This is a genomic window from Microcystis flos-aquae FACHB-1344 (assembly GCF_014698375.1).
Lineage (GTDB): Bacteria > Cyanobacteriota > Cyanobacteriia > Cyanobacteriales > Microcystaceae > Microcystis > Microcystis aeruginosa.
The window spans coordinates 13,974-26,691 of the sequence record NZ_JACJSW010000094.1 but is presented as its reverse complement, the minus strand read 5'-3'; the positions used below and the strand labels follow the sequence as shown (position 1 = coordinate 26,691).

The window sequence follows — 12,718 nt, the reverse complement described above, 5'->3', positions numbered from 1 at the left end:
AAAGAGGTTTCTTTCCCTACACCCTAAACCCCACACCCTACACCCCACACCCCACACCCCACACCCCACTGAAAAAGCTCCGGCGTTTGATCGCCCGGATAGATGGTCGGGGATTTGGGTTAGGGTAGTAAAAGATACAGATTACCCACCCTTCCAGACCAAAAATTATGACGAACACCAGTAACCCGCTGCTTGCCGGTCAAGGATTACCGGCTTTTGACCAAATCCAACCCGGCCTAATTGTCCCTGGCATGACGCAACTTTTGCAGGAACTGGCCAGAGAATTAACCGATCTAGAAGCGCAGATTGCCCCCACCTGGGAAAAATTGGTCGAACCCCTCACCCGGATCGAAGAACGTTTAAGCTGGAGTTGGGGGATTATCGGTCATCTGATGGGGGTAAAAAATAGCCCGGAATTGCGTCAAGCTTACGAAACCGTACAACCACAGGTAGTCGAGTTTATTAGCCGTTTAAGCCAAAGTAAACCCATTTATGAGGCATTCTCGTCCCTGCGTCAAGGGGAAAGCTGGGGGCAATTAGACGAGGCACAACAGCGCATTGTCGAAGCTTCCCTGCGGGATGCCCAATTGGCTGGGGTGGGATTAGCAGGGGAGAAAAAAGACAGATTTAACGCGATTCAACTGGAATTAGCGGAAATCACCACGAAATTTTCTAATAACCTCCTCGATGCCACCAAAGCTTTTCAACTGAAACTAACAACCCCAGAAGATATCGCCGGTTTACCCCCTAGTCTCCTCAGTTTAGCCGCCCAAACCGCCCGGGGCCAGGGGGAAACTAACGCCAGCAACGAAACCGGCCCCTGGGTGATTACCCTCGATTTTCCCAGTTATTTCCCCTTTATGAAGTACAGCGATAATCGGGAATTGCGGGAAAAACTCTATAAAGCCTACGTTAGTCGGGCTGATCTGGGAGAATTGGATAATAATCCCTTAATCGATCGCATTTTGCAACTTCGTCAGGAACAGGCCCATCTTTTAGGTTATAGTACCTACGCCGAGGTCAGTCTTGCCAGGAAAATGGCCAATTCTGTGGATGAAATCGAGAAATTGCTTGACAATTTACGCCAAGTAAGCTATGAAGCGGCAAAACAGGATTTAGAGGCCTTAAAAACTTTTGCGGGAACCGACGATCTCAAGCATTGGGATATAGCCTATTGGTCAGAAAAACAGCGTCAGGCCAAGTTCAACTTTAGTGCCGAGGAATTACGCCCCTATTTCCCCCTACCACGGGTTTTAGAAGGCATATTTAGCCTCGCTAAACGGATTTTTGGGGTAGAAATTATCGCTGCCGACGGTAAAGCACCTATCTGGCATCCTGATGTGCGTTATTTCCAGATTAACGACGAAAAGGGCGAAAAAATCGCCTATTTCTACCTCGATGCCTACAGTCGTCCCGCCGAAAAACGCGGCGGTGCTTGGATGGATGTCTGTATCGGTCGCGCCAAAACCGGTGCCGAGGTGCGTTTACCTGTGGCTTATTTAATCTGCAATCAAACGCCTCCAGTGGACGGAAACCCCAGTTTAATGACCTTTGAGGAGGTAACTACCCTATTTCACGAATTTGGCCACGGTTTACAGCATATGTTAACCACTGTGGATTATTCTGGCGCGGCGGGTATTAATAACGTTGAGTGGGACGCGGTGGAATTGCCCAGTCAATTTATGGAAAATTGGTGTTATGATCGCCCTACTTTAATGAGTATGGCCAAACACTACGAAACCGGCGCCACTCTCCCCGAACATTACTACCAAAAACTGCTTCTAGCTAAGAATTATATGAGCGGTTCGGCTATGCTGCGTCAGTTACATTTGTCTTTAGTAGATTTGGAATTACACCATCGTTATCAACCCAATGGCGGCGAAACTCCTAAACAAGTCAGACAGCGTTTAGCGGCGACGACGACAATAATTCCTCCTCTACCGGAAGATGCTTTCTTGTGTTCTTTTGGGCATATTTTCGCTGGCGGTTATGCGGCGGGTTACTATAGTTATAAATGGGCAGAAGTTCTCAGTGCCGATGCTTTTGCCGCTTTCGAGGAAGTGGGATTAGATAACGAAGAAGCAGTGAAAGCGATCGGTCGTCGTTTTCGCGACACTGTCTTAGCTATGGGGGGAAGTTCCCATCCTATGAATGTTTTTAAAGCTTTCCGCGGTCGCGAACCTAGTACCGAGCCTCTCCTCCGTCATAGCGGCTTATAAAAGTAACCAAACACTTTTCTTTGTGGTGCGTTACGGCAATATTTAGCTCTTGATTTTTTCCCTAAAAACAAGGGATTGTCTGACGCACCCTACTTAAATCTATTGTGATAAGTAGGTAGGCGTTAAAAGTTGTCAGACACCCCCCTTATTAAGGGGGGCAGGGGGGATCCCCCCGCCTATCGGCACCCCCCTTATCAAGGGGGGCAGGGGGGATCGAACCTAAAATCCATTTTTAATTTAATTATAACCAGCTACTTAGCATATCAGGAAAAAAGTTAACTAACAGGAGGAAACTGTAATGAGTATCGCATTTTTTCAAGATATTATCGAATCGGTAGAGAGTCTATCCATTGAAGACCAAGATTATTTGTTTGAGCTAATTCGTAAAAGACGCATTGAGAAACGCCGGGAGGAGATGGCTAAAAATGGCGAAGAAACCTTAAAATCTTTAGCAATGGGAACAGCAAAAAAAGGCAGTGCTGAAGAGATAATGGCTTATTTGTTAGAGGATGAAGAAGAATGAAATTAGTTGCTGACAAAAGCTTTAAAAGAGCTTTTCAACGCTTAATCAGCAAAAATCCTCAACTACAAAGCAAGGTATCAGAGGTTCTACATTTGTTAGCGGATAACCCCTTCACTCCTTCTTTAAAATCTCATAAGCTGACAGGTAGATTAGAAGGTTATTGGTCATGTTCTGTTAGTTATGATTGCCGTATTATTTTTACTTTTCGTAAAGATACTGATTCAGGAGAAACTTTAATTGTTATAGTCGATATTAGAAAACACGATCAAGTTTACTAATTTATCTCTTTAATTTGTTCTTTCTTATCAATTGTATAATCACAGTCAGTCCAGTAGGGTGCGTTAGCGTAGCGTAACGCACCAAAAACCTTTCTTTGTGGTGCGTTACGGCAATATTTAGCTCTTGATTTTTTCCCTAAAAACAAGGGATTGCCTAACGCACCCTACTTAACTTAACTGCTGAAACAATCCAGTAGTAACGCACCAAAAACTAAATTATGACTCTTAAACTATATTATTGTCCTTGAGTAAAAAATGCAAGTTGTAGCCGTGCAAAGTATAAACAATTTTTGCTGATTAAATTAAATGAAGTCCTAGAAGCTCTTAACAAATTTTACATCGTTGGCTATAATGGTCTTCGCAAGGAAATTTTGGCTACCCTCACCGAGGTGGGAATTAATGAAGTCGAAGGTGAAGATAAGGAAACCAAGAACAATATATCCCAAAAGTTATGGGAATTTTTCACAAAAATAGTTCCAGAAAAAGCACAAAAGATTAATCCGCCAATTAGTCTCCTTGTAAATATGGATAAGCTTGCAGAAATGTTCAAAATTTTACCTCCAGGTAATTAACAAAAAAGGGTTGCTATCATATTTAAATCTTAGATTTTGGTGTGTTACACTTCGCTAACACACCCTACTGTATATTTTTATTAAGAATTATCCGTCCCTTGTAACATTAAATCTTAATTCTTAACAAATTACCCTAGATTCTCAGAGAAAAACTGATTATAATAAAGGGAACTGAACAGAACTGCTCGATCGATAGATAACTGATTAATTAAAGTTTTATTACTTTTGATGGCCTGGGATTAAGAGAAGTAAATTTATTCTCGATCGCCCCCTGAAAGTGAGAAGAAATAGTTTTAATAAACAAAGAGTTTTCAACTTGGCAAAAATCCTCTGGGGGCAATACACATGGAAGTTATAACCGAGACAATTAACCCAACTTCGCTCGAACGGGAACCGATCCATCTCTATAACCGAATTCAACCGCACGGGGTGCTTTTAGTTCTCAGCGAACCGGAGCTAAAAGTCAGCCAAACTAGCAGTAATAGCCGCAGTTTATTGGGTATTTCTCCGGGGGAAATTATCGGTAAAACCCTAGAGGAAATCTTCGATCCCTTTCAGATCGATCCTCTAAAATCAGCCATAGAAAATAACGATTTTGATGCTATCAATCCCTCCAAAATTTGGGCGCGGGTTAAAGGGGATGATTTTGCCGTCTTTGATGCTATTTTTCACCGCAACGCCGAACAAATGCTGATTTTAGAGTTAGAACCAGCTATTTCCTATGAAAACATTCCTTTCCTGAGTTTCTATCACCTAGCCAAAACTTCGATCGATAAACTTGAAGCTACCCGTAGCCTGAAAGATTTCTGTAATATCATCGTTAAAGAAGTCAGAAAAATGACAGGATTCGATCGAGTTATGTTATACAAATTCGACGAAGAAGATAACGGTGATGTGATAGCAGAAGACAAAATAGAGCAACTAGAACCCTATCTCGGTTTACGTTATCCCGCTTCCGATATCCCTCTCCCGGCACGAAATTTATTAAGTGCTAATTGGATTCGACAGATTCCCGATGCTACCTCTGAACCCGTCGATCTAGTGCCTAGTCTTCATCCCGAAACCCAACAACCCTTAAATTTAACCCTGTCCAGTCTTAGAAGTGCTTCTCCCTGTCATTTAGAATACCTGCATAACATGGGAGTGGGAGCATCTCTAACGATTTCTCTGATTGAAAATAAACGTCTCTGGGGTATTATTGCCTGTCATCACCGCACCCCTAAATATGTACCCTACGAACTCCGTAAAGCCTGTGAGTTCTTAGGAAGGGTAATTTTTTCGGAAATATCGGCACGGGAAGAAACCGAGGATTATGACTATCGAGTAAAATTAAACTTTGTGCAATCGCAATTAATCGATTATATGGCTGAAGCTAATAACTTTATTGATGGATTAATTGCCCATAAACCGAATCTTCTTGATCTAACTAAAGCCACGGGAGCCGCTATTTGTTTAGGCGGCAATTATACCTTAATTGGAGTAACACCGAGCGAAGAAGAACTAAATTATCTGATTACTTGGCTAGAAAAAAACGTCCATGAAGATGTTTACTATACCAATTCCTTACCGCGAATTTATGCCGATGCGGGTAAGTTTAAAGACATTGCCAGTGGTTTACTAGCAATTCCCATTTCTAAACGTAATTATCTCCTCTGGTTTCGTCCGGAAGTAATTCAAACCGTGAACTGGGGTGGTGATCCTGCTAAAGCGATCGAAACGACTGCCATAGATGGTGATATTCGTCTCTGTCCGCGTAAATCTTTCTCCCTCTGGAAAGAAACTGTTCGTCTCAAATCTTTACCCTGGAAAGCAGTAGAAATCAACGCGGCACTAGAATTACGAAAAGCGATCGTCAATATCATCTTAAAACAAGCCGATGAATTGGCGCGTTTAGCGCGGGATTTGGAACTATCAAACGCCGAATTAAAAAAATTCGCCTACGTCGCTTCCCACGATTTACAGGAACCCCTCAATCAAGTCGCCAACTATGTGCAGTTGCTAGAAATGCGCTACACCGAAGAACTGGACGAAGATGCTAAAGAATTTATTACTTTTGCCGTCGAAGGTGTCAGTTTGATGCAAACATTAATAGATGATGTGCTGGCTTACTCAAAAGTGGATATGCAGGCGGTAGAGTTTAATACCATCGATGCTAATCTGGCACTGGAAAAAGCTCTCGCTAACCTGAAAGGGAGAATTCAAGAAAGTCAAGCTATAATCACCGTTGATCCCTTGCCAATTGTCATGGCAGATAAAACCCAGTTAATGCAATTGTTCCAAAATCTCATCGGTAATGCCATTAAATTCCGGGGAAAAGCAACCCCCACTATTCATATTGCTGCCCAACGTCAAGAGGAGGAATGGCTGTTCTCTGTCACCGATAATGGAATTGGTATCGATCCCCGATTTTCCGAACGCATTTTCGTGATTTTCCAACGACTACACACCCGCGACGAGTACCCCGGCACAGGTATGGGTTTGGCGATTTGTAAGAAAATTATCGAGTGTCATCGCGGACGAATTTGGGTAGAATCCCAATTAGGTAAAGGAGCGGTTTTCTATTTTACAATTCCCCTAGGAGGTGACGAGCGTGAGCGCTGGCGAGGACGTGCCACACAAAATTATCTTATTAGTGGAGGACAGCAAAGCTGATATTCGCCTCATCCAAGAGGCATTAAAAACTAGCACCGTCCCGCACGAATTAGTTATCGTTAGGGATGGTGTCAACGCCATGGATTATCTGCGTCGAGAAGGGGAGTATATCGATTCTCCCCGTCCTAATCTGATTCTTCTCGATCTGAATTTACCCAGAAAAGACGGACGGGAGGTGTTAGCGGAAATCAAAAACGATCCCAGTTTAAAAAGAATTCCTGTGGTGGTTTTAACCACTTCTCGCAACGAGGAGGATATTTTTTATAGCTATGAACTGCACGTTAATTGTTATATAACCAAGTCGCGCAATCTCAACGATTTGTTCAAAATTGTCAAAAATATCGAGGCTTTTTGGTTAGAAACCGCTACTTTACCCGGGGAGTGAATCATTATCAGTTATCAGGTTTGAGTTTTCAGTTAATAGTATCAAGTGGCAAGTTCGGAGCTTTCTTTTCACTGTTTACTGTTTACTGGACGGCTACGCCGTGCCTTTGGCAACACTGAAAAATCCTCCCAAATCCCTAACTTCCCAAATCTCTTTAACTCTTGATTAAAAAATGGGACTCTCGCAGGATATAAAAGTTCTTTTAATCGAGGATAATTTAGCCGAAGCTCGATTATTAAAGGAAATTCTTAAGGGTAATGAAAAAAAAGAATTTCATCTGGTTAATGTGTCAAGATTATCCGAGGCTATTTCTTTGTTACAACAAACAGATTTTGATATAATTTTATTAGATCTAACTTTACCAGATAGTCAGGGTTTGCAATCCTTAGCTCCCCTTTTAATTACGGCTCCGAAATTGCCAATCGTGGTTTTAACTAATACTAATGATGATAATTTGGCCTTGCAAGCACTGCGTCAAGGAGCGCAGGATTATTTAATTAAAAGAGAAGTAAGTTTAGAAATTTTAACTCGATCGCTATGTTATGCGATCGAGCGAAAACAGATGGAGGAAGCTTTACGAGAATCGAACGAAGCTTTAAAAGTGAGCGTGATTGAACGCACTAATCAACTGGAAAAAGCTCAGGAATTAAATCAGTTAAAAACTGAATTTGTTTCCATGTTATCCCACGATTTTCGCAATCCTTTAAATAAAATTTTACTCTCGGCTGGATTATTAGAAGAAAGTCGCGATCGGTTGACAAAAGATCAGCAAGTTAGCTATTTTCGCATGATTCGATCGGCCATTAAAGACATGGATCAATTGCTCACAGAAGTGTTATTAATTGGCCGGGCCGATTCCGGGAGATTATACTGTCAATTTGATCCGGTGGATTTGCTGGATTATTGTCAGAAATTGGTAGAATCTTTTACGGTTAAGCCGGAGCCGCAATTAGCAATTATTTTCCAAATTGAGGGCAGCTTAGAAAGAGGACTTTGGGATATAAATTTAATTAAACATATCTTGACAAATTTACTGGGAAATGCTCTCAAATATTCACCACAAGGAAACCCCGTAGAATTTAAGATTATTGTCGAATCCGAGCAGGTAGTCTTTAAAATTATCGATCGAGGAATTGGTATTCCCAGCAAAGATAAAGGAAATTTATTTAAACCTTTTTATCGCGGTAGCAATGTCGATAATATTCAAGGAACGGGATTAGGATTAGCCATTGTCGGACGCTGTGTGGAAGCGCACAAAGGACAAATTTACCTGGAAAGTGAGGAAGGAAAAGGCACAAAGATCACGGTGATTTTACCGATTATTACCGACATTGAACACCTAAATTGAGATGAACAATAGGGTGGAACCAGAATTTTTTTTCTGCTGCCCTCGCTCCCTATCTACCTATTTCTTGGATCAAGGGAACGAACGACAAAAATACCGATGGCTTTGTCCACTTTAGTGATATATTTTTCTAGGTCTTTAGCAATGGTAACTTGACCAGCAGGAGAGGCATGAATTAAGCCAATTTTGCCATCGGGAAAGCGATAAACTAGACCGGTATGGGTGGTATCTAAACCAGGGATATTAGTCACGACACCGATAATATCGCCAGCTTGCAGTTGTGGATAAATATCTTTAATCTTAGCGGTGGGAATATAGGTTAAGGATACACTTTCTAATTGCCGTTCTAACTGTTGAATACAATCGTAATTACTTTGAGTTTTTAACTGGGGATATAGATGGCGGTTTTTGCTGATAAAGTTGAGCTTTTTGTCAAGAGTAATTCCTCCTAATTTGTGAGTAATATTTTCTAGATTGCCTCGTTTTTGGTTGTCATTAATCCAATCGGAAAAGTAATGCAGGCGACTACAATAACCGTCGAGAATACCGTGGCGATAACGCTGATTTAAAACCTGCTGACTAAAAGCAGAATACTGATAATTTTTTAAAGCAAAATTGTGACTCAAAGCGAGAACTGTTTCCACAAAGAGGACACAATCAAACTCTTTTAAAGAGATAAATAATTTTTCTGTAGGAGAGCGATCGAGTAATCCTGCTTGATATTTTGCTCCTAAAAATTGAGTGGCGATATTCTGGATTATATCAGCCATGGCTAGGCGATCAAGTTGTTGATTTTGGGCGTACTGCACCAGTTTTTGATAATTAGGATCGCTTACTTCTTGAGCAAGAATAGTTTCCGATCGAGCTATACTCAAGGGAATTAAAACAGGATTAATTAATAAATAGGGTAAAGTTATCCAATTAAAAAACATTGTTGATCGATTACTGAAAATAATAGGGTTTATCACCGACTAATACACATTAACTATCGGAGTTATCAACTGTTAAAATCTGCCAATGTTAGTTATTATTGCTTCATGTATTTTACTATTTATTCTACATAAAATTATTGTCGATATCCTCAAGTTATTGAGGACGTTTAACCCCACCACGACGTTTAACTTGAAACCCATATAGATAAATTTCAGGTATATTAATTCGACCATCGAGGAGACTTTCCACCACACCCAATTGTATTAGATATTGCATAATTTCTTCAGGTTCCTTAACAGGAGGTTGTTTTTCAGTACTCCAGTGAGTTGAGCGCACAGCCTCTAAAAAAGTTTCTTTTAATATAGGAGCTTCTAACCCTTTTAACTTAGTTTTTAGAGATTCTAACCAAGGATATTCTTCCTGTGCTAATTCTTTAATTCTATCCTCTGAAGTATCCATTAAAGCACTCTGGAGATCAGAGGGTTGTAGAAGGTATAGCTCAGTCAGTTGTTCAAAACTTTCAAAATGTTCTAATCTTTTGGCTGCCGCTTTGTCGAATAATTTTAGAAAAGAGCGAGGAGCAATTCTACCCCCAGTATCCTGAAGATGATTAGGTATCCATCGGTAGGTAATGCCTTTTTTAGGACTAGCTCCCATATATTTACCGATCATTATTTCGATTAATTCTTGAAATAATTGTTCATCACTTCTAACATTCCATCCTAGTTGGGTTGAGCTTTCATAAATTAAATTAGGGATAATCTGTAAATAGTCTCTCATTTCTTGAGCCGAATTAGCTAACCGTTTAATCCAGAGTTGATAGAGCCAAGAAGGTCGCCATTCTAGCCGATGGGATTGTAATTTAGAAGCATCAGGAAATCCCAAAAATTCCTCTCTAAATAGGTCGGTACGAAGAAATATTTTTGGTCGAATTCTCTCCCAACGACGAGAGCGATCGAGCCAAAAAGCTAATAATTCTCTAATCGGATTAGCTAGAGCATTATAAGTAGTCAATAACCGATCTAATTCATCATAAGTAATAAATAGCCAGTGGTCAGAAGTAATTAATCGTTCGTCTAATTTGTCAAGAACATAATTTAGATGTTCAAAATTATCTTTAACTAAAATTCTCCATTCTGATAAAAGCGATAACCTATTTTGAAGAATAGTAGTAATATTTGAATCTAATTCTTGACCTATAATGCTGGCAATATCAGATTCTTTTTCCTGTAAAATGACACCTAAAATCAATCCTAACCAGAAACTACGCCATTCAAGATTAGTAGCGTTTTGCATTTCTTCTTCTATAATTTCTGGTATCGGAAATCGTTTTTCAGTTTTGAGAGTGCGACCAAATCCTGCCATCCATCTGGTCTGATTTAAAGGAGCAAGACCTCGAATATTTAAACTATTAACTAAAGCTTCTCGTCCAGAGGGAATGGCTAGTAAACGAAATAATTCTGTTTTACCCACACCCCGACCACCTTGAATTAATAAAATGCTTGGTTCCAATGCCCGTTTATAATCAACCACAGGCAAGAAATTTTTGAGAAATACTTCTTCATTATCACTTTCCTGTTCGGCTGCTGCTTTTCCGGGAGCAATTTCTCTCATTAATTCCAGTAACTTTTTTTTATCGAATTCAGCCATAATTTTTTACCGATTGTTTATAATCACATCACGTCCAAATAATTGACAAAGCTTTTCAGCAATAGTTTGATAAGGAGAATCGGTCATAACTTTCACGAGATTTGCTAATCTCTCTTTTTCTTCTGGAGTTGAGTCACGAGTCAAGAGGGCAATATCCCCCCGCAGACTATTATCGTAAGGGACAACTATCGGGACAAATGATTCACCAGTATAATTATCATACTTTTCTTGGAAAATTGTATAGGCGGTTTCTCGAAACTTTCGTAACTCTATTTCTCGGCCAACTGTTCCTAAAGATGGAGCGAGAGCATGAACTAAAATTAATGGTAAAGGATCCTCAGGGTTAGATAGGGCTAAATGTTGGATAACTTGGGTTAATCCTGCCCAACTTTGTCGAGATTCCGTACCAAAAATAACCACTGCATGGGAAAAATAAGTAATAGCTAAACCACCAATATCATGAAAACCTGCTCTTGCATCCATGAGAATAAAATCCAGTGGTCCGTTTAACCTTTCTATTTCTTCTAGCATTTGTTTTAAAATGCCTTGTAGTTGACCATTGACAAGATTTTGAAAATCTAAACGAGCCAATTTTTCTAAATAATCTTGATCCACATTTCCTGCTGGTAGCAATTTTAATATTTCACCTTCATCTCCTAACAAATACAAGTCAGTAATAGTTTTTAAACTCAGTTTCCATTTGTCTTTTTGAACTTTCTTTTCTAGCAAATAGTCCATGACACCAGAATTATCGGCAAAATCCTCAGAAAAAATTGTGGCCAGACCGGGAGCTTCTAAATCAAGATCAACTATAGCGACTCGATGACCATTCCGCGCTAAAGTTAAGGCAGTAGCGGCCATAGTAGTGGTGCGACCAACTCCTCCTTTGAAGGAAAAAAAGGAGACAATAGCTGGTTTATATCCTTTTTCAACTTTTTCAAAATCCCAAGGCAATTGCTGCCCAATTTTATTCTCTGTCCATGCTTGTTTAGCCAGATGACGTTCTAGAATATACCATTTCAAGCTTGCCGATTCATCGAACCAAGGTGTCTGAACTCTTTCAGCTATGATAAGATCAATCAGGGCTTTATAAGCATCTCCTTCTCCTTTTTGCCACCAAATATCATGGCCATAGTAATACTCAAGTTTTTCAGACAGGAGTGTAGATAGATGATTTTCTTCGTTTGATTCTATCTTGTTTTCCTGTTTTAACTCTAGAAATAAGCGAATTTTTCCCTCAACATCACGAATAATAGTCACGGATTCTAGTTTGGCTACAAGAGAACCAAGACTGGAATCCAGAAAGCAGTCCCTTACCCTAGTAAAAGTTTCACTAAAACTAATCATCAGAATCTTAAATATCCTTACTAGAAATATAACCGTTTAGCACTAATCTGGGAATAATATCTCGATAAATTTCTTCAGCACATTCAACGGCCGAGTTAGCCTGATCTTCAGTCCCATATCCAGATTGATAATATCTTCTTTCTGGGTGATTTTGCCCTAAGACAGTTCCCCGGATGCGAGAAACTGGTAACTGTTGCTCTAAACGAGGATAGAGAATTCCTAATCTTTCCCTCGCTTTACCTTCTAATTCCTTGAGATCATGTCCGAATTTTTTAGCGGCTTTTTGATCATTTTTAAAATACTGTTCTACTAAAAGCTTAAAAGCGCATTCTACCACATAACCAGCTAGGTAAATGGCATTGTCCCAACGTTTTTTAGACAGCAAAATTTTGGCATCTTGCAAATGTCGTCCCGCTGCACTAGCAAATAACTCGGTCATAGACGTATCGAATCAAATAAAAACTTTTTAGCCATAAACCAATTCTACCACCATAACGAAACTTTAAGAACTTTACTTCCTTGTTGTTGATTTTTCAACCTAAACTTGCCAAATTTTCTGAAACTATTGCCTGATTTCCTCACTATAATTAAGCTGTTGACTGTCTAAATTACTCCTTAAGACTGCACTGGAGCGCCGGAGTTGCCAGTTCGAGCATTTGTACTAAAATTTCCCCTACTCAGTTTAAATCCAGTACAGCTTACCGGCTACTGACTTGAAAGTGGGTGTAGGGTGTAGGGAAGGAAACCTCTTTCATCTCTGGTGGTAAAAATTTTTTCATCGGGACTAACTCCTAACCCTAACAACAATTTTTGA

At 40.0% G+C, this 12,718-nt stretch carries 11 protein-coding genes; 7 read left to right on the top strand and 4 right to left on the bottom strand.

What is annotated here, in order from left to right:
* Positions 1-167: 167 nt before the first annotated feature.
* From H6G48_RS07360 to H6G48_RS07330, 7 genes are all read left to right on the top strand, one after another.
* Positions 168-2,219 carry a M3 family metallopeptidase gene (locus H6G48_RS07360; protein WP_190720565.1) on the top strand — a complete coding sequence of 684 codons (2,052 nt, stop codon included), beginning with the start codon at positions 168-170 and terminating at the stop codon, positions 2,217-2,219.
* A 298-nt stretch (positions 2,220-2,517) separates the two neighbouring features.
* Entirely contained in the window at positions 2,518-2,742 is a 225-nt protein-coding gene (locus tag H6G48_RS07355) for a hypothetical protein (RefSeq protein ID WP_002784870.1), read from the top strand.
* A complete protein-coding gene (locus tag H6G48_RS07350) occupies positions 2,739-3,020 on the top strand; it encodes a type II toxin-antitoxin system RelE/ParE family toxin (protein WP_190720563.1) in 282 nt (93 codons plus the stop codon). The genes H6G48_RS07355 and H6G48_RS07350 overlap by 4 nt, the downstream gene beginning before the upstream one ends.
* A 290-nt stretch (positions 3,021-3,310) precedes the next feature.
* The gene (locus H6G48_RS07345) at positions 3,311-3,592 is read left to right on the top strand and encodes a hypothetical protein (protein WP_242034566.1); all 282 of its coding nucleotides are present in this window, start codon (positions 3,311-3,313) and stop codon (positions 3,590-3,592) included.
* A 345-nt stretch (positions 3,593-3,937) separates the two neighbouring features.
* Positions 3,938-6,244, top strand: a complete 2,307-nt coding sequence (locus tag H6G48_RS07340) for a sensor histidine kinase (RefSeq protein ID WP_190720561.1) — start codon at positions 3,938-3,940, stop codon at positions 6,242-6,244.
* Positions 6,183-6,629, top strand: a complete 447-nt coding sequence (locus H6G48_RS07335; protein WP_002777485.1) for a response regulator — start codon at positions 6,183-6,185, stop codon at positions 6,627-6,629. The genes H6G48_RS07340 and H6G48_RS07335 overlap by 62 nt, the downstream gene beginning before the upstream one ends.
* A 172-nt stretch (positions 6,630-6,801) precedes the next feature.
* Positions 6,802-7,977, top strand: coding sequence for a hybrid sensor histidine kinase/response regulator (locus H6G48_RS07330; RefSeq protein WP_190720556.1), 1,176 nt, complete (start codon positions 6,802-6,804; stop codon positions 7,975-7,977).
* A 53-nt stretch (positions 7,978-8,030) separates the two neighbouring features.
* Here H6G48_RS07330 and H6G48_RS07325 read toward each other — a convergent pair whose 3' ends face one another.
* The 4 genes from H6G48_RS07325 to H6G48_RS07310 all read right to left on the bottom strand — a co-directional run bounded on the left by H6G48_RS07325 (position 8,031) and on the right by H6G48_RS07310 (position 12,343).
* Entirely contained in the window at positions 8,031-8,906 is an 876-nt protein-coding gene (locus tag H6G48_RS07325; RefSeq protein WP_190720554.1) for an N-acetylmuramoyl-L-alanine amidase-like domain-containing protein, read from the bottom strand.
* Positions 8,907-9,060: 154 nt separating this feature from the next.
* On the bottom strand, positions 9,061-10,557 hold the full coding sequence (locus tag H6G48_RS07320) for a P-loop ATPase, Sll1717 family (RefSeq protein WP_012264671.1): 1,497 nt from the start codon (positions 10,555-10,557) through the stop codon (positions 9,061-9,063).
* Between the two features lie 6 nt (positions 10,558-10,563).
* Complete coding sequence (locus H6G48_RS07315) at positions 10,564-11,817, bottom strand: KGGVGR-motif variant AAA ATPase (protein WP_341275490.1); 1,254 nt, start codon at positions 11,815-11,817, stop codon at positions 10,564-10,566.
* A gap of 94 nt (positions 11,818-11,911) precedes the next feature.
* Positions 11,912-12,343 carry a HEPN domain-containing protein gene (locus H6G48_RS07310; protein ID WP_190720547.1) on the bottom strand — a complete coding sequence of 144 codons (432 nt, stop codon included), beginning with the start codon at positions 12,341-12,343 and terminating at the stop codon, positions 11,912-11,914.
* Positions 12,344-12,718 lie beyond the last annotated feature (375 nt).